Annotated in this window: 16 protein-coding genes; 7 read left to right on the top strand and 9 right to left on the bottom strand. The window is 54.4% G+C overall.

The window, feature by feature from the left end:
- Positions 1-101: 101 nt before the first annotated feature.
- The gene (locus tag PN477_RS05680; protein ID WP_272121834.1) at positions 102-2135 is read left to right on the top strand and encodes a cytochrome D1 domain-containing protein; all 2034 of its coding nucleotides are present in this window, start codon (positions 102-104) and stop codon (positions 2133-2135) included.
- A gap of 402 nt (positions 2136-2537) precedes the next feature.
- On the opposite strand, the gene PN477_RS05675 is transcribed toward PN477_RS05680, so the two are convergent.
- The 4 genes from PN477_RS05675 to PN477_RS05660 all read right to left on the bottom strand — a co-directional run bounded on the left by PN477_RS05675 (position 2538) and on the right by PN477_RS05660 (position 5512).
- Entirely contained in the window at positions 2538-2888 is a 351-nt protein-coding gene (locus PN477_RS05675) for a DUF1257 domain-containing protein (protein WP_072622003.1), read from the bottom strand.
- Between the two features lie 159 nt (positions 2889-3047).
- Positions 3048-4559, bottom strand: coding sequence for a stress-responsive protein Ycf46 (ycf46, locus tag PN477_RS05670; RefSeq protein WP_272121831.1), 1512 nt, complete (start codon positions 4557-4559; stop codon positions 3048-3050).
- Between the two features lie 75 nt (positions 4560-4634).
- Complete coding sequence (locus PN477_RS05665; protein WP_072622005.1) at positions 4635-5006, bottom strand: slr0373 family blue light stress response protein; 372 nt, start codon at positions 5004-5006, stop codon at positions 4635-4637.
- A 119-nt stretch (positions 5007-5125) separates the two neighbouring features.
- Positions 5126-5512, bottom strand: coding sequence for a Rid family detoxifying hydrolase (locus PN477_RS05660; protein WP_272121828.1), 387 nt, complete (start codon positions 5510-5512; stop codon positions 5126-5128).
- 247 nt (positions 5513-5759) lie between these two features.
- On the opposite strand from PN477_RS05660, the gene PN477_RS05655 reads away from it, so the two are divergent.
- Positions 5760-6839, top strand: coding sequence for a metallophosphoesterase family protein (locus tag PN477_RS05655; RefSeq protein ID WP_272121826.1), 1080 nt, complete (start codon positions 5760-5762; stop codon positions 6837-6839).
- Between the two features lie 264 nt (positions 6840-7103).
- Here the strand turns inward: PN477_RS05655 and PN477_RS05650 are convergent, their stop codons facing one another.
- Positions 7104-8120, bottom strand: coding sequence for a type I glyceraldehyde-3-phosphate dehydrogenase (locus PN477_RS05650; RefSeq protein ID WP_272121824.1), 1017 nt, complete (start codon positions 8118-8120; stop codon positions 7104-7106).
- A 610-nt stretch (positions 8121-8730) separates the two neighbouring features.
- Between PN477_RS05650 and murC the strand changes: the two genes are divergently transcribed.
- The 4 genes from murC (at position 8731) to PN477_RS05630 (ending at position 12458) form a co-directional block, all read left to right on the top strand.
- The gene (gene murC, locus PN477_RS05645) at positions 8731-10221 is read left to right on the top strand and encodes a UDP-N-acetylmuramate--L-alanine ligase (RefSeq protein ID WP_272121822.1); all 1491 of its coding nucleotides are present in this window, start codon (positions 8731-8733) and stop codon (positions 10219-10221) included.
- Positions 10222-10304: 83 nt separating this feature from the next.
- The gene (gene murB / locus PN477_RS05640) at positions 10305-11285 is read left to right on the top strand and encodes a UDP-N-acetylmuramate dehydrogenase (protein WP_272121820.1); all 981 of its coding nucleotides are present in this window, start codon (positions 10305-10307) and stop codon (positions 11283-11285) included.
- Positions 11286-11504: 219 nt separating this feature from the next.
- On the top strand, positions 11505-11849 hold the full coding sequence (locus PN477_RS05635; protein ID WP_272121818.1) for a YbaB/EbfC family nucleoid-associated protein: 345 nt from the start codon (positions 11505-11507) through the stop codon (positions 11847-11849).
- A 126-nt stretch (positions 11850-11975) separates the two neighbouring features.
- Positions 11976-12458, top strand: coding sequence for a hypothetical protein (locus PN477_RS05630; protein WP_272121816.1), 483 nt, complete (start codon positions 11976-11978; stop codon positions 12456-12458).
- A gap of 6 nt (positions 12459-12464) precedes the next feature.
- Here the strand turns inward: PN477_RS05630 and PN477_RS05625 are convergent, their stop codons facing one another.
- The 4 genes from PN477_RS05625 to PN477_RS05610 all read right to left on the bottom strand — a co-directional run bounded on the left by PN477_RS05625 (position 12465) and on the right by PN477_RS05610 (position 16741).
- On the bottom strand, positions 12465-13541 hold the full coding sequence (locus PN477_RS05625) for an ABC transporter ATP-binding protein (protein ID WP_272121815.1): 1077 nt from the start codon (positions 13539-13541) through the stop codon (positions 12465-12467).
- A 67-nt stretch (positions 13542-13608) separates the two neighbouring features.
- Positions 13609-14472 (bottom strand): carbohydrate ABC transporter permease, encoded by an 864-nt coding sequence (locus PN477_RS05620; protein ID WP_272121813.1) that lies wholly within the window; start codon positions 14470-14472, stop codon positions 13609-13611.
- A 77-nt stretch (positions 14473-14549) separates the two neighbouring features.
- Positions 14550-15455: a carbohydrate ABC transporter permease gene (locus PN477_RS05615; RefSeq protein ID WP_272121812.1), complete on the bottom strand. Its 906-nt coding sequence runs from the start codon at positions 15453-15455 to the stop codon at positions 14550-14552.
- Between the two features lie 53 nt (positions 15456-15508).
- Positions 15509-16741, bottom strand: coding sequence for an ABC transporter substrate-binding protein (locus PN477_RS05610; RefSeq protein WP_272147061.1), 1233 nt, complete (start codon positions 16739-16741; stop codon positions 15509-15511).
- Between the two features lie 361 nt (positions 16742-17102).
- On the opposite strand from PN477_RS05610, the gene chrA reads away from it, so the two are divergent.
- Positions 17103-18281, top strand: coding sequence for a chromate efflux transporter (chrA, locus tag PN477_RS05605; RefSeq protein WP_272121809.1), 1179 nt, complete (start codon positions 17103-17105; stop codon positions 18279-18281).
- Positions 18282-18448: the final 167 nt, after the last annotated feature.

Genomic DNA, 18448 nt, shown 5'->3' with positions numbered 1-18448 from the left:
AGCGGGACAATTTTTACATTATCATGGGAGACCTGTTCTGGAGAGTCCACCCTTTAAGATGGGGGGAGAACGGTTGTTGAATCCTCTTGCAACGGGTTGTGATGCAAAAAAAACCTTGGTTACTTTGGGCTGAATCGGTGGCGATCGCGGCCTCGATTTCCGGCACGATTACGGCGGCATTAACGCGCCAATTTCTCTACGCGGCAACCCCGTTAACGATCGCTATGGGGTTAAATGTGTTGGCCCATCAGCGATCGCACCAACGCCAACGGGAACTAGAAAACCAGCTTGCAACGCTGCAAACCGAACTCATTGCCCAGGTGCAGGCGGAGATCCACCCGGTGAATCAGGCTGAACTAACATCAGTGCGCGATCGCATCACTGCCCTCGAACAGCAGAGCACCACCCTCCCCACCCAACTCGCCAGCCTGCAAGACAGGCTAGAGGATCAACTCGCTACCCAGACCGCCCAAGATCAAGAGGATCAACGCACCCTAACGCACCTCACAACGACGGTTAACGATCTCAAAACTCAACTCGACGCGGTGAGCCTCGACCCCTTGACGGCGACGGTTGAGCACCTCCAGCATCAGATGCAGCAGTTCGGCGATAGTTATGATCCGGCAGACTTTGGGACGATGAAAACTGTGGTGGAGGCCCTCAAGGCCCAGCTTCGCACCCTCACCGATAGCGAAACCCATCGCTGGCAAAATATTGAACGCACCTTAACCACGATTCAGGGCCAAGTGGATGGGATAACAACGGTGGAGCCGGGTACGGTGGAATCGCTGCAAACGGCGATCGCAACCCTCCAAGCCCAAGTCCAGGATCTCCCCTCGCCGCCGGATTGGCAACCGGCGATCGCCGATCTGCAAACCACCCTCCAAGATCTGCAAACCCAATGGGCTGAATTTCGCCAAACTCCGCCCCCCACCCTTGATCCTTGGGATGTTGCTACCCCCCCTCCAGCCCCGCCCCCAGCAGCCGCCCCCACGCCCACACCTCCCCCAGTTGCCAATTTTGAAGATGATTTTGATGATGATGAGGCGTTTGATGATGAGTTAAATGCCGAATATGAGGCATTCCACGCGGCGGAAACGGGCGAGTCTGCCGAGGTGAAGCCGGTGGAACCGTTGGGCCATGAACTGGAAACCGGGATTCGGGATTTAAGCGAAAATCTGTGGGGGTTTGGGCGATCGCTCCGGGACACCCTAACCCGCCTCACCGATAGCGTTGATTTTCCCCACACTGACCCGGAAAGCCTGCAATCCTGGGCCTGTACCGCCACATTCCCGATGCACCACACCACCCAAGGCGCGATCGCGATCAGCCCCCAAGGGGATGCGATCGCCACGCGCCACACCGATGGCCATGGGGTACTTGTTGATGTGGCACAACAGGCGATCGCCCACACATTGCCCGCTGCACCCTTCACAACCCTGGCCTTTAGCCCCGACGGTCAACACCTCCTGATCGGTCACAACGACGGCAGCAGCACCCTCTGGCGGACTCAGGACGGAACCCAGCAACAGACCTTGAGCGGCCATCCCTTGCCGATCACCGCGATCGCCTTCAGCCCCCACGGCCGCACCTGCGCCACCGCCAGCGGCGATAAACTGATTCTGCTTTGGGATACCCAAACGGGCCAAACCCTGCGCCCCTTAAAAGGACATTGGGATACGGTGATGAGCTTGGTGTTTAGTCCCGATGGCGAATGGTTAATCAGCGGCAGTCGGGATGGGACGGTGAAGCGTTGGGATGTGGCGACGGGGGATAAGGTAGCCAACGCGACCCCCGGCGGTACGGTGCAAACGGTCGCGATCAGTCCCGATGGGCAGCAGGTGGCCAGCGGGAGCAGCGATCGCACCCTCTACCTGTGGGCCGCCAACACCCTCAGCGAAATTCGCCACCAGCGCGGCCTCCAAGCCATGAAACAGGTGGCCTATAGTCCCGATGGCCGTCTTTTGGCCACCGCAGCGGGCAAGGTGATCACCCTCTGGTCAGTGGCCAACAGCGATCGCATCGCCATCCTCAACCATCCCCACCCCGTCACCGCCCTACAATTCACCCCCACGGGTCAAGATCTAATCTCCGTCACCGCAGCGGGAGATGTGTCGCGCTGGCAAAAACCCTAGTGTCACGACACAGGTTAATCAGTGGGTTACGGCGGATTACTGGATTGCAGTTACAGTCTATATTTAAGCCGACTAACCCACCCTACAATTAATCATCATTTTAGCTGTGCCACATAGTAGGGTGCTGTTAGCGAAGCGTAACGCACCGTCACCTTGAGCTTTTGACATTCAAGACGAGCCGAAATCATAACCCAGGCTAGTGTCACAACACACCTTAATCGGTGGGTTACGGCGGATTGCTAGATTGCAGTAATGGCAGGAGGTTAAGCCGCCTAACCCATCCTACAATAAAGTATCATTTTGGCTGTGTCACGCCACTAAGGGGTTGAACTCGGTACGACAAAAAAAGGGTTAACCCCCGATGAAGTTAACCCTTAAGGCGCTTTGGAACGCAAGTCAGGACTATTGGACGACCAGCTTAACATTGGCGTTGTTCAAGCCACGTTGCTGAACTTCCGACAGAGTCTTATTCACGGCGTACTTTTGGTTGATCGAGTTGATCAACTCGGTTTGATTATGCTTTTTAGCCACGCCCCAGAGATCTGCGATCAGGTCGAACGTACCATCACTGTTGGCAGACCAGCCGAGGTCATATTCACCATCGAGCACGGCAACCAAGTCAGCACGAACTTGTTGACCGTTGTAACCCCGAACATCAGCGTTGGTTTTGGTGGTAATACCGAGATCGCGCAACGAGTTTTGCAAGATTTCTGCGTCGGTGATCTTAGTACGTAAGGTGCTGAAATGAGACATGTTGGACTTCCTCTTGAAAATTAAAACGACAGTTAAGTTAGGAAAAGGATGCGATCGCCTCTGGCATGAGAATTTTAAGGAGTACAATCGCGTTGGTCTGGATCGGGCTGCTAGCACAGGGCTAGCCTTTGCTCCTTCCCGGAGGAAGAAGAAAGCTTGTTAAAACTCCAAGCGCTGATATTCAGCACTGGAGGCTGCCGCAGGTCGAGCGCGTTGCCGCGCCCAATCACGAAGGGCTGTGACCTGCTCAGTCATGGTGCGAGACAGGGGCAAGGTTGCTTTAAGTGCCGCAATAATATCGAGTTGGGTAAACTCGCGGTCTTGGGCAAATGCCTCATACATCGCGGCAATAATTGCCTGCTCAATCTCTGCACCAGAAAAACCATCGGACATCTTCGCAAGCTGGCTGAGATCAAAGCGATCGATCTCGGTACGCCGCTTGCACAGATGAATTTTAAAAATTAATTCCCGCTCTTCCGGGGTCGGGAGATCCACAAAGAAAATCTCATCAAATCGCCCCTTGCGGAGGAATTCACCCGGTAACCGTTCAATGCGGTTCGCCGTCGCCATCACAAACACCGGGGATGTTTTTTCCTGCATCCAGGTGAGGAATGACCCGAAGATCCGGCTCGACGTACCGCCGTCAGAATCGGATGACCCGCTGCCACCGGAGAAGGACTTATCCAACTCATCAATGAAGAGAATCGCGGGGGAAATCGATTCAGCGGTTTTGAGGGCATTGCGCAGGTTCGCTTCCGATCGCCCCACCATCGACCCATCGTAAACTCGTCCCATATCCAAGCGCAGGATGGGCAAACCCCAGAGGCGAGAGGTGGTCTTGGCAATTAGGGATTTTCCACAACCGGGTACACCCAGAATTAACATGCCCTTGGGTTGCGGGAGTCCGTAGTCCCGTGCCCGTTCGCTGAAGGCGTTGGAGCGTTGACGGAGCCAATGTTTGAGTTCTTCTAACCCGCCGATCGCATCGAGGGTTTCGTCCTCTTCGATGTATTCCAAAATGCCGTTGCGCCGAATCAGTTGCTTCTTTTCCGACAGGATAATTTCAACTTCCGCATCGGTGAGTCGCTGGGCTTTGACGTAGGCTTTGCGGTAAACTTTTTCGGCTTCGTCCTTGGTTAGCCCCAGGGTGGCGCGGACTAGCTTTTCTTGCACATCGGCGCTGGGGGGTTTCGCCCGATTGCGGCTCAGTTGCTGGGTCAGGACTTGGTGCAGTTCATCTGTTGTGGGCAGGGGAAAATCCAATACGACCACATCTTTTTCGAGTTCGATGGGGACATCCTGGATGGGGGACATCAAGATCAGGATCTTTTCGGTTCCTTTGAAGGCGGCGATCGCATCCCGTAACGCCCGCTTCACCCCTGCCCCAGAGATGAAATCATGGAGGTCTTTGAATACATAGAGTCCAGGTTCCCGTTGCTGGATGCTCCATTGAATGGCAGCTTCCGGCGAGATCGTGTTGCCTTGGGGCGTGGTGCGCGTTTGACCATATTCGGTCATGCCCCGCGTCATCGTCCAGACAAACACACTTTGGTGTTGGGTGTCGGCTTTGGCAATCTTCGCGATCGCTTGCTCAGCGCGTTCTTCCTCAGGAGTGACGAGGTAGATCAGGGGATATTGAGCTTTGATGAGAATGCTCAGTTCTTCTTTCATCGTGAATCGACCTTTGAATGTTACGACTCGATGGGATCTCCCCTTGCGGTCGGTTAGCATTGCCAACCCCAACACCTAACAGGGAACGAGACTTTCCTCACCGTGAGAATCAGCTTCGGACTGGATCGACGGGTGGGGGTTACCCACTGCAATGTCATCGGGAAGTTCGTCTGTCAACACGGTGGGTTGATTTTGGAGGGACATTAATTCGTTATCCCGCTGGATCAGTGCGCTGCCACAGTCCGGACAGGTATGAACCCGATGGGTTTGACCCCGTTGGCCACTAGCAGCTTCGATTTCTGCCACGGCTTCCGGATATTGCAGGTAGAACTGAATCGCCTTTTCCACTAATGCGGACATGGACTCTTCATCAACGACAGATTTGATCTTGAGTCTACGGTGCATCTGCGGAGGTAAGTACAGAGTTACTTTCTGCTTGTCTTGCATCTTGATGCTCATAGAAGTTTTACCCGGGTATGCTATGCCATCGTAAGCGAAGGGTTTGAGGGCTGTCAAGCCGCTAGGCTGTCATGACGGCATAATTGTTACATTCGTTTACATTAGACTTAAAGAACAGCAATGCAATCAATCTCGACCTTAACGCCCTTGGGCAGTTGCGCCACTTGTACCGTGGCACGGGCGGGGGCACTCGCTTCATTGAAAAACGTGGCATAAACACCATTCATCGTGGTGAAGTCCGCTAAGTCAGTCAGGAAGACGGTGGTTTTTACCACCTGCTCGAATGTTGCGCCCGCCTCGGCCAGAATCGCGGCGAGATTTTGCATCACCTGTTGCGTTTGGGCCGCCACATCATCGCCGCCCACCAAGTCCCCCGCTGCATTGAGGGGAATCTGTCCGGCGACAAAGAGAAATTGGCCGGTGGCGGCGATCGCTTGGTTGTAGGGGCCAACCGGGGCGGGGGCTTGGTCGGTTTGAATGATTTGTTTTTCCATCAATAAGGGCGTTCCAAAAATGCGCTTCTCTTAGCCTAGAGGGGTGATTGAAGCTTCTGGGCGTTTCTGTTAAAGAACTTGATACTTCCGTAACGTCTGGTAACGCGAGGGACTGGGTTTGACGGGACATCACCAGAAGCGCGATCGCGCCCTAATCCGCTGCGTGAGACGACGGATCACCCCCTGGAACCCCTCAGGGGATCGATATAATGACAGGGTTGATCTGCTGGGGATGATGAACCTGCCTATGTCTCAACTGTGCCGTTTTGCGATCGCCAGCGACCCCCATATCGCCCTGCCCCACACAATTGATCAAACCAAACCCCGTTTTCACCTCGTCGAAGCCAGCATCCTCGCCTTTGAGGCCATGCTCGCCCACCTGGAGCAATTGGGGCTTGATTTCCTCCTGATTCCGGGTGACCTCACCCAAGACGGCGAACGGGACAATCATCACTGGCTGATCGAACGGCTTCAAAAGGTGTCCTTTCCGGTGTATGTGATCCCTGGGAATCATGATGTGATGGAGCCGATGGGGGATGATGAGTTAATTGGCTTAGATGAATTTGCGGCCCTGTATCAACCCTTTGGCTACGATGATCCACAGCAGCTTTGGTACAGTCGCGAGATCATGCCGGGGGTGCAACTGGTGGCCCTGAATTCCAATCAATTTGACGCAGAGGGTCGGCAGTTGGGCTGTTTAGATCCGCAGCAGTGGGATTGGTTGCGGGAGAATTTACCCCAGTGGCGCGATCGCTTCGTGATCGTCATGATCCATCACAATACCGTTGAGCATATTCCTCAGCAATCCACCCACCCCCTCGGCCGTCGCTATATGCTCGATGATGCCGCCCCCCTCCGCCAGTACCTCAGCACCCAGGGGGTGAAACTCGTCCTCACGGGCCATCTTCACATTCAAGATGTGGCCACAGCGGACGGGATCACGGAAATTCTCACCGGCTCCCTCGTGGGTTATCCCCATCCCTATCGCGTCTTGGAACTCCACGACGACGGGGGCGATCAACGCCTAGAGATGAAATCCTATCGGCTGCGATCGCTCCCCGGTTGGGACGATCTCCCCGCCGCCTCCCGTCAGCGCACCGAAGAAAATTCATTTCCGTTTATGTCGCGATTTGTCAGCTTGCCGCCGTTGAATTTACAGGGAGAGGACATGATCACCACCGCCCATCACTTAAAATCCTTCTGGGCCGATATGGCAGAGGGCGATCGCACCTTCTCCTTCCCTGATCTTCCCCCCCACGTCCGCTCAATGCTCGAAGCCTTCAGCGCCACCCATCCCATTGATAACAACGCCACATTGCGGTTTTGATCATGCTCGGCATTAACCGCTAGGATCACGACATACCTTAATCAGTGGGTTACGGCGGATTGCTATAGCGATCCTAAATCAATCGAAGATCTTATCTCCTCATCAACAAGGGGCTTAAGCCCCTTGCCTGTTCATGAATCAAATAGGATTGTTATAGGTGTGAGCAAGGGGCTAAAATTAGCCATCAAAAAAGGACGCTCACTGTAGCGTCCTGAGAACCATGAATGACAGATCGGGACTTGAGATAAACTCAAGCTATCGGGATTAGCCTTCCCATTTCTCGGCAACGAGTTCAGCCAAGTCCACAACGCGCTGAGAATAGCCCCATTCGTTGTCGTACCAGCCCACAACTTTCACCATATCGCCGCCCATCACCATCGTCAGACTGGCATCAGCGATCGAAGAGTAATCAGTGCCGCGATAGTCACAAGATACCAGCGGTAAATCGTTGTACCCTAAAAACCCTTTCATCGGCCCTTCCGAGGCTTCTTTTAGGGCTTCATTAACTTGATCCACAAAGGTGGTTTTTTCCACTTGAACGACTAAATCCACAATGGAGACATTCGGAGTCGGCACACGCAGCGCGATCCCATTTAACTTCCCTTGCATGTCAGGGATGACTAAGGCCACAGCTTTAGCAGCACCAGTGGTCGTCGGCACAATATTCAGTGCAGCGGCTCTGGCACGGCGAAGATCGCGGTGACTTGCATCGAGCAAGCGTTGATCTCCGGTGTAGCTGTGGGTGGTGGTCATCGTACCTTTGATGATGCCAAAGTTGTCATGTAGGACTTTGACGATCGGGGCCATGCAGTTGGTGGTACAACTGGCATTACTGACGACATTTTGCTTACTGTGCTCGTAGTCTTGGTGGTTGACACCCATCACAAACGTCCCGATATTGCCGCCTTTACCGGGAGCGGTGATCAGGACTTTTTTGGCTCCAGCCGCGATGTGCTTCGATGCACCCTCTTCACTCACAAAAACCCCAGTGGATTCAATGATGAGATCAATGTCCCATTCACTCCACGGCAGGTTAAGCGGGTTGCGATCGGATACACATTTGATCGTTTTACCGTTGACAGTCAGCGAATTATCATCGGCATCAATTTCTGCGTCTAGCTTCCCAAGCATGGAATCATACTTTAGGAGGTGAGCGTTTGTGCGGGGGTCGGAGGTATCGTTAATGCCTACGACTTCTAGCTGGGAGTTCTCACGTCCAAGCCAGCACCGAAGGAAATTCCGTCCGATGCGTCCAAATCCATTGATTGCTACTCTAATCACTGCGTCTTGCCCTCTGTCTCTAAGCTCAATAACATTAAACGAATCTTAATACCCCAAATCATATCGCAAAGGCTGGCCAATCCAGCGTCCACCTTCAGAAAAAGTTTGGGGACGTTGCGGCTGGGGATGGTAAATGGGGCATGGGGGGTGTCTCTTGCCATCGCGTCACTTTTCAGGGGTGCAGAGGGGGTTCTTCTGGAGTGGAGCGGGGGAGGACTGCGGCATGAGAATGAAATTTCCTGACGACGAAAAATAGGGTGGGTAAATCCATAAATCAGGTGGGTTAGCCCATTGAGTGAGAAGATTAGGGGGCCGGTTCGCTACCTCTATGGTGTTGCAGGGGGAAGGGTGCGATCGCACCGTGTAACCCGAAAAAATGCCCCGATCATTGGGGATTGATCCGGGGTCAAGGGGCCGCATGATTTTTGGAGATTGATGCGGGGGGATAATGAGTCAGATTTCTGACCTGTGTTATTGCCTAACCTGCGGCAAACCCTTTATAAAGAGGGGAAGATTCAAGAGATAAATTCGCTGAGATTCACAATTCTTGATAATATAGCGCGTGTTATCCCGGCGATAACGTTCGGTGTGTGGTGTGTAAGGAGAGTTAATGTCCAAAACAGTTGATTTTGAGGGAAAGCCCTTTCACTTTATCGGCATTGGCGGCATTGGAATGTCTGCCCTTGCGTACATCCTGGCTAAACGTTCGTTGCCAGTATCAGGATCAGATTTACGGTCTACCCATATTACCCAGCGGTTAGAGTCTGTCGGGGCACGTATTTTTAATCAGCAAGCCGCTGCCAACCTGGAAGTCTTTCACAGTCCGGCGCAGCTTCAGCCCGTGGCCGTGGGGGTTGGAGGGGTGGGTGTCGCGTCGAAGGGGATCAGTTCAGTACCCTCAACCGCCGACCTCGGAGCGCCCCAAGTGGTATGTTCAACGGCGATTCAGGCAGAAAACCAAGAATATTGTGCGGCGCTGGATCGGGGCTATGCGATTTTCCATCGCTCCGATGTGTTGGCGGCGTTGGTGCAGGACTATGAAAGTGTTGCTGTGGCGGGAACCCACGGGAAGACGACCACCAGTAGTTTGGTGAGCTATCTGTTGTTGATGGCGGGTCTTGACCCGACGGTGGTTGTGGGTGGGGAGGTGGATGCGATCGGCGGCAATGCGCGATTGGGTCAAAGCCGTTACTTGGTGGCGGAGGCGGATGAGTCGGATGGCTCGCTGGTCAAGTTGAGTCCAGCGATTGGGGTTGTCACCAATATTGAGTTGGATCATCCCGATCATTATCAAGATTTGTCAGAGGTTGTGGATATTTTCCAGACCTTTGCCCGCCAGACTAAGGTGTTGATTGGCTGTGCAGATTGTGCAACGGTGCGTGAACAGTTGGCTCCGTCCATTACCTACAGTACTGACCCGAAACGTTTGGCGACCTATACCGTATCGGATGTGGTGTATGGGGCCGAAGGTACGACGGCAACGGTGTGGGAACGGGGGATCGCCCTCGGCAGGATGACGGTTCCGTTGTTGGGGGAACATAATCTTGGTAATGCTTTGGCGGCGATCGCAGTGGCGCGTCAGTTGGGCATTGAGTTTGAGGTGTTGGCCGCTGCGATGACCACGTTTGCTGGGGCCAAGCGTCGCTTTGAAGTGCGGGGTGTTGTCGATGGGATCACCTTGATTGATGACTATGCCCACCATCCCAGTGAGCTACAGGTGACCCTAGCGGCGGCGCAGCTCCGGATTCAGGAACTGGTGAAGGGGAGCGATCGCCCCCGGATTATTGCCATTTTTCAACCCCATCGCTATAGCCGCACCTTGGCCTTTTTAGAGGAATTCACCCAGTCGTTTCGGGATGCAGACGTGGTGATTGTGACGGATATTTACAGCGCCGGTGAACCGCCGAATCCTCAAATTACGGGTCAGATGCTTGCCGATGCGATCGCTGACCATCACCAACAGGTCATCTATCAGCCTTCCCTCACTGAACTGAAAAGTTTTCTCCAGAATTTTCTCCACGCAGGAGATTTTGCCTTATTTTTGGGTGCAGGGAACCTGAATCAAATCATCCCCCAACTCTTACATAACGACGCAATCTAGAGTCCTGTAGACTCTTGCCTTAGTTCATCCCGTCAGGCTTCGCTCTCGTCCCGTCCTTACTTAGCGTGTCACCATATCCGGCCATGACCCTGTCTTCTGATCTTCCGTTGACAACGAAAACCTATATCTATCCCGGTTCAACCACCTACACCCCCAAACCCATTTGGCTTGACGATGGCCAATGCCAAATTCGCCCCCACGTCACCCTAGCCAATTTCACCTCCTTTCGAGTCGGTGGGCCCGCAGAATGGTACGCTGCACCCAAAACCCGCGAAGGACTGCAAGCCTGTTTCGCCTGGGCCCAGGATCGCAGCCTGCCCACCACGATCCTAGGTGCAGGTTCAAATTTACTGATTAGCGATCGCGGCCTACCCGGTCTTGTGGTCAGCACCCGCCATCTGCGCCTGAGTGTGTTCGATGATGAAACGGGTCAAGTGACCGCTGGGGCAGGAGAATTGATCCCCCGTTTAGCCTGGAGATCTGCTAAACGAGGCTGGCAGGGACTGGAATGGTCTGTGGGCATTCCGGGCACGGTGGGGGGAGCGGTGGTGATGAATGCCGGGGCGCACCAGGGATGTATTGCGGATTCCCTCGTCCAAGCCGATGTGCTCAACCCCGATGGCCACATTGTCACCTTACGGGCCAGTGATTTCCACTATCGCTATCGCCATTCGAGCTTACAGGGGGATAAGCGCCTAGTGTTGCAAGCCACCTTTCAATTACAACCCACTCAGGAACGGGCGATCGTGATGGAAACCACCAACGAAAACTTGCAAAATCGGAAAAATTCTCAGCCCTATCATCTTCCCAGTTGTGGCAGTGTGTTTCGGAATCCGGAATCTTATAAAGCGGGCTGGTTAATTGAACAAATTGGTTTGAAAGGCTTCCAGATTGGGGGCGCTCAAGTCGCTCACCGGCATGCCAACTTTATTTTGAATTGTGGCAATGCCAAAGCCCAGGATATTTTTGAAACCATCCACCATGTTCAACAGCAAGTGGAACACCATTGGTCTTTACGATTGCGGCCAGAGGTGAAGGTTCTCGGTGAGTTCCAGACGATCTGAGGGGCGCGGTCTCCCTTGCCCCGTGGTTTGCGGACGGGACGGGGATACGGCTCAAACAGCCAAGCGGTTGGGGCATCTACGGGGAAGGGAGGCGATGGTCAACCGATTCAGCCTGCTTTGCTGTTTGAACCCTCCCCCTCGCCGTTAGGTCGGAGAGTATGTCAAAATCGACAAGCAGAGACTGCTTAATGTTTCGACACCAATTACATAGAATTTGATATGACCCAAGGAAAAGGATTTGGTTTTGGTCTCGGTAAAATGAAGGAACTCACGGAGGCCTTCAAAAAAGCCCAACAGGTTCAGCAGGATGCCAAAAAACTGCAAGATGAACTAGAGCAAATGGAAATTGAGGGCCATAACGAAGCCGGTACGGTGACGGTCGTGCTGAGTGGCAATCAAGAGCCTCGTCGCGTCAATATTACTCCGGCGGCGCTTGAGACTGGGGCGGAAACGCTTTCGGCGATGGTGTTTGAAGCGATGATGGATGCCTATGATAAATCGACGGAAACAATGCGCGGGCGGATGGAAGAATTGACGAGTGGGCTGAATTTGCCGGGGCTTTAGGGTCTGGGGCCTGTGGGGGGTTGCGATCGCCTGCCCATCCCGTTCAATTCACGCGATCGCCTCTGCAACTGTCAGGCTGAGGCATGATCTGAGGATCATGCCTTGTGTTTAACGGGACGGGATGAGATGAAAATTCGTGAACTGCTGCTGTGGGGGGGATTGCTCGTGACGGTGGGAGGAGCGATCGCCATCGGGGGGCTGGTCTATCGCCACCGGACGATCGCTTCCACGCCGCCGGAGATTGAGGTGGTGGAAATTACGCGATCGCAACTCGAAGACCTGCTCATCCCCGTTGACTATGGCCGCTTAATTAACCAAAGTCTCGCCGGCGATGCCCCCAGTTTGCGCCGCTTGATTCGCCTCGCTCGCCATACCGATGGCGGAGGAGCCTATGGGTTCGGGGCGGTGCTGGCGAAAATTGCACTCCAGATCGGGGATCAAGACTTTTTGGCTGCGATTCAGCCTCTTTCGTCCCCAGAACTCGGCCAGTTGCACCACGTCCTGGGGGCTGGCTTTGAATATGGTGTGCCCCAGTCTGGTCTAGACGATTTTGCTGACCAACTGCCCCAAACCTATACCTTGACGGCGGAACACGCTGGCATCGAGTAGACCCGGTTACGCCACGGAACTGGTGACGCGATCGCCCGTTTTAGAATCAAACCAATGGATCTTCGCCGGTTCGAGCACCACGGCAATATCCTGCTCATCCCACTCTTGATCGGGTGGAATCACCATCCGGATTTTCGTGGTGGTTGCCGCCACTTGGACAGTGACCAATTGTTCGCGCCCAAAATTTTCCACTAATGTTACCCGGCCCCGAAAGGTGGGCGTTTCGTCCGCCTGGGCAAGGCGCAAATCTTCGGGACGGATGCCCAGATCAATTTGCGATCGCTCCCCCACCTCGGTTGGAACCGGGATCGAAAATGCCCCCACCCGCGCCATCGAATTTTCACAATTCAACTCTAAAAAATTCATCTGCGGACTGCCCACAAAGCCCGCCACAAACCGATTCGCCGGATGGGTATAGATCCGGCTCGGCGGGTCGAGTTGCTGCACCATTCCATCAAGGAGCACCGCCACTTTGCTCGATAGCGTCATCGCCTCGGTTTGGTCATGGGTCACGTAGACCACGGGTTTATTTTGGGCGTTGAAAATCTGTTTCAACTCTTCGCGCACCTGTTCCCGCAACAGGGCATCCAAATTACTCAAGGGTTCATCGAGCAAAAACACCTCCGGATTCCGCACCAACGCCCGCGCCAGGGCGACCCGTTGCCGCTGTCCCCCGGAAAGTTTACCGGGTTTGCGATCGAGGAGATGGTTTAAACCCAACTTTTCCGACACCACCCCAATCCGCTGCTGAATTTCCGACGCTGCCACCTTGCGGATTTTCAACGATGCGCTGATATTTTCCGCCACCGTCATGTGAGGATACAGGGCATAACTTTGGAATACCATCGCCATGTTGCGATCGCCCGGTGGTTGAAATGTTAAATCCGTCCCCCCTACGATCACCTGGCCGTGGGTCGGCTGATCTAAACCTGCAACCAACCGCAGCAGCGTCGATTTACCACACCCCGACGGCCCCAACAGGGTCAAAAATTCGCCATCCTCCACCGTCAAGCTAATATCCTTAACCGGGATCACATGGGGAGCAAACTGTTTTCGTAAATGTTGTAGTTCTAAACGCGCCATAATTCTTGCCAGCAAAAGACTAAATTTCAAAACATTGTGTAGGGGGTAGAGGGACAGAGCGATCGCCCTATCCTTTCACCGCCCCAGCCGTAATCCCCTGGACAATTCGCCGTTGGAAAAAGAGCACCAACAACACGAGGGGAATCGTTCCTAACACCGTGGCCGCTGCGATCGGCCCGTAGGGGATTTCAAACACCGAAGCCCCCCCCAGTTTTGCCACTGCAATGGGAATCGTTTGCAGCTCCGATCGGGTGATAAAGGTGAGGGCAAAAATAAACTCATTCCACGCAAAAATAAAGGTTAAAATTCCCGTTGTCACCAACGCCGGGATCGTCATCGGCAAAACAATTTGCAGCAACATCGGAACGGTTTGATAACCATCAATTTTCGCGGAATCTTCTAAATCCTTGGGCAACTGTTGGAAAAAACTGCGCAACACTAAAATCGTCAGGGGTAAATTAATCGCCGTATAGGGCACAATCAACGCCAGGTAATTATTCCCCAACCCCGCTGCCTTGACAATTTCCAACAAGCCTAAGAACAAGAGCACATAGGGAAACAAGCTCACCACCAGCACGATCGCCAGGACAATTTGCTCACCCGGAATCTTTAATCGGGCCAGGGCATAGGCCGCCGGAGCACCCACCGCTAAACAGACCACCGTAGACACCAACGACACCAAAAAACTATTCAAGATATAGCGTAAAAATTCATTTCCTAAGCTGAAATAATGGGCGATCGTTAATTGATCACCGTTGGGAATATAAACCGTCGGAATCGCTGAAATGGCAGGATTTGTCTTAAACGACGTGAGAATCTGCCACAGTACCGGAGCGAGGCAAAAGAGCAACATCAACGCCACCCCAACCCAGAGCAAAATGCGCTGAGTGGGAATTTTTTTTGGGGGAGTTGTGGTGTTTTGAGCAGTCATGATGGTAAGAAAAACAAGGGTCAGCAAAGCAGGATCGGGTTGGTGGATCATGGGTGCGATCGCTCCGTTGATCCGGATCAATCCCCAGTGAGATTGACACGGGTTTTCGACAGTAACCCTGCCGTCAAGAGCACCGCCACAATTAAGATCAAAAACGTCACCACCACCAGCGCCGCCCCATAGCCAAAGTCAAGATAACGCCGCACCGTTGCATAGATATAGATGGACACCGTTTCCGTGGCCCCCGCTGGCCCGCCACCGGTCATCACCTGCACCAAGTCAAAAATCCCAAAGGATTGCGCAAATCGGAACAAGAGCGCGATCAGAATCTGAGGCGCGATCAACGGCAGGGTGATGTGGCGAAAACTCTGCCAGGGGGACGCACCATCGATCGCATGGGCTTCGTAGAGGTCGCCAGGGATGGATTGCAAACCGGCGAGGAGGAGGATGGCAATGAAGGGCGTGGTTTTCCAAACATCGGCGCAGATGAGGGCGAGCATGGCGCGGGTGGGTTCGCCGAGCCAGGTGATTCGCTCTTGAATGAAGCCGAGGCGGATTAAAAGGTCATTCACAACCCCAAACTGATCGTTAAAAATCCACGCCCAGGCTAACCCCATCACCGCCGTCGGTAAGGCCCAGGGAATTAGGGCAACGGTGCGCACTAAGCCCCGACCGCGAAAGGTTTGATTGAGAATCAGGGCAAAGACGAGGCCAATCAACAATTCTAGGCTGATGCTGAAGGCGGTGAAGAGGCTGGTGTTCCAGAGGCTTTGCCAGAAGCGGCTATCCCCGATCAGGCGGGCATAGTTGGTGAGGCCGGAAAATTCGGCGTTGAGTTGCGTGCCGAGGTTTTGGGTGAAGGTGCTGAGCCAAAAGGCGCGGAGGATGGGATAGGCAAAGACCAGGGCCAAAATCATCAGGGCTGGGGTCATTAAAATCCAACCGGTGCGGCTTTCGCGTTGGCGGCGGGTGTCTGGGGTCATGGGCATGGTGGGGATAACAGCAGGGATCTGGGGGGAATGGGTGCGATCGCACCTTACCCCGCCCGTCCTAATAGGGCACGAGTTTCTTGGGCGGCGGCTTCTAGGGCTGCCGTGGGGGTCAGTTGATCCGTCAGGGCAGTACTGAGAAAGCGTTGGAGAATATCCGAGGCTTGGGCATATTGTGCGATCGGGGGGCGGAGGGTGGAGTTTTGCACCACTGCGAGCAAGTCTGGATAATGGGAATATTTCGCCACGATTTCAGGATCATTAAACAGTTCAATCCGGCTCGGCACATAGCCAGTCTCAAGGATGTAGTCCCGCTGGGCTTCGGTGCTGCTGAGGTATTCAATCACCCGCCAGGTTGCCTCTGGATGGCGCGATGTGGCTGAAATGCCAAACCCCCAACCGCCTTGACAAGCGCCACTCTTTTCCCCCGGCGCATGGACCATCGGCTTAATCGCAAATTGCCCCGCCAGATCAGAATCCGCAGCCAGAGCAAACACATAGGGCCAATTGCGCAGAAACGCCACATCACCACTTTGAAAAAGGCGGCGGGTTTCTTCTTCGGCGTAGGTGGTCACCCCTGGGGGGGAAATGTCGTTTTGAATCGTGGCGCGGAGAAATTCTAGGGCGGCGATCGCTTCTGGGGCATCTAACCCCACTTCGAGGCTGTCCGGGTCAATCCAAAACGCCCCATGGCCCGCCAACACTTCCACAAACATCGCCGCAATCCCTTCGTATTGCTTCCCTTGCCACACATAACCCCATTGCACCGCGCCGCTCTCTTGCAGCGCTTGGGAAATGTCGAGCAGTTGATCAAAGGTGGCCGGGGGATCGTAGCCCGCTGCCGCCAAAAGATCGGTGCGGTAGTAGAGCATGCCGGCATCGGAGCGAAACGGCATGCGATAGAGTTGCCCATCGTAGCGGCCACCGGCCACATCACCGGCCAGAAAGTCATCCAGTTGCGCCGCACTGACATATTGCTCCAGGGGGGCAAGCCATTGGGCGGCGGCAAATTTGGGAACCCAAGCAATATCGAGATAGATTAAATCGTAGGGAGAATCCCCCAGCAAAAAAGCGGAGGTGTAGAGATCTTCGACGAGGTTGGTGTCGTTGGGCCCGGCGACAATGTCCAGTTTAATATCGGGATTTTGTGCTTCAAAGTTTGCTTTGAGGGGCTGCCATTGCTGGGCTTCGAGGGCCTGCATCATCACCCGCACGGTCACCGGCTGCTGACTGAAGACCGGTAGGATAAACACCTGCAAGGCGAGGATTACAGCACCCATGAGGATGATAAATCGGAGCCAGGGAGACTGTTTAAAGGGAACTATTCGCATGAAAAATGGATCACTAATCGTGGTTTGTCACGCCTGATTTCAAAGACTGCGCGATCGCTGAATCTAGGCCCACCTTAGACGCTGATCGCGCTGAACGTAACGCCCTTGCACGATTTCTCAACAAAATTTATCATCGCATTTTGTGCTGATTTAGCCCCCCATGAAGCGATCGCACCATCGCCTCCCAACCCATCCAACTGTTGTTGAGCATGAGGGATTTGCTCATCATTTATCGAACCTTAACCTGATTTTTTTATAGTGAACGCTTGTGCGAATCGAGTCTAAATCTGTGGTGTAGGGAAAGGTACAAATGGCATCATCGCAAGGGTCAAGTCTGTCACGGTGTGGAGCGATCGCCCGTCTCTTTTTTAAACTGGGGGTGATTGGCTTTGGCGGGCCAGCCGCTCACATTGCCCTGATGGATGAAGAAGTGGTAAAGCGGCGACGCTGGCTCACCCGCGAGCATTTTCTCGACCTCCTCGGAGCCACCAACCTGATCCCCGGCCCCAACTCCACAGAAATGGCGATCCATGTGGGGTTTAGTTATGGTGGCTGGCCGGGGTTGGTGGTGGCGGGGGTCTGTTTTGTGCTGCCGGCGGTGGTGTTAACGGGGCTGCTGGCCTGGGTGTATGTGGAGTTTGGCACTGTGCCCGCGATCGCGCCCCTGCTGTACGGGATTAAACCGGCGGTCTTGGCGATTATTGCGGCGGCCCTGTGGCGGTTGGGAAAAAAGGCGGTGAAGTCTCGCCCCTTGGGGATAGTGGCGGCGGCGGTGATTCCCCTCTTGCTGTGGGGCGTGAATGAAGTCTTGGCACTGTTGATCGGCGGTGTGGTGGGGATGGTGTGGCTGCGGCAACCTCCGACTCCCCCGACGGAAAAAACCGCCTCGCTCTGGGTGGCAGCGGCCCATGGGCTAGCCCTAACCACGCGATCGGAGCTTGTTCAGGCCGCCGCCGCCACAACGGGGGCAACCCTGGGCCAGATTGCCCTGGTATTCCTCAAAGTGGGGGCGGTGCTGTTTGGGAGCGGCTATGTGTTGATCGCATTTTTGGAAGGGGAATTGGTGGGGCGCGGTTGGTTGACGCAGACAGAATTACTCGATGCGATCGCGATCGGTCAATTTACCCCCGGCCCAGTCCTCTCCACCGCCACCTTTATCGGCTATCTGATGGCAGGTGTACCGGGGGCCGTCGTGGCCACGGTGGGGATTTTCCTGCCCTCCTTTGGCTTTGTGGCGCTCCTCAATCCCTTAATTCCCAAATTGCGCCAATCCCCTTGGGCGGCGGCCTTTCTCGATGCGGTGAATGCGAGTTCAGTGGCGTTAATGGCGGTGGTAACGGTGCGCTTGGCGGGGCTGACCTTGTGGGGCGATGCGATCGCCCTTGCGATCGTCCTCCTCGCCGCCGTCGCCATTTTTCGGTTCAAAATTGGCCCGGTGTGGGTCGTGTTGGGCGGAGCAGCCGTAGGGCTACTGTCTCAATGGGTGTGAGTTTGGGGATAGAACTTGGGCAATATACTTGACATACTCCCCCACTAAACCCTACGGGCTATAGTGGGGGATTCTGAACAGCCAGTTACCTGACCATTTATCCACTCAAACAACGAGAGTTGCAGAGGGTTGCTAGGCTCAACGACTAACGCCATTGATTTATCCTG

This window comes from Spirulina subsalsa CS-330 (genome assembly GCF_028330765.1).
GTDB lineage: Bacteria > Cyanobacteriota > Cyanobacteriia > Cyanobacteriales > Spirulinaceae > Spirulina > Spirulina subsalsa_A.
This window is presented reverse-complemented; position numbering and strand designations above follow the sequence as displayed.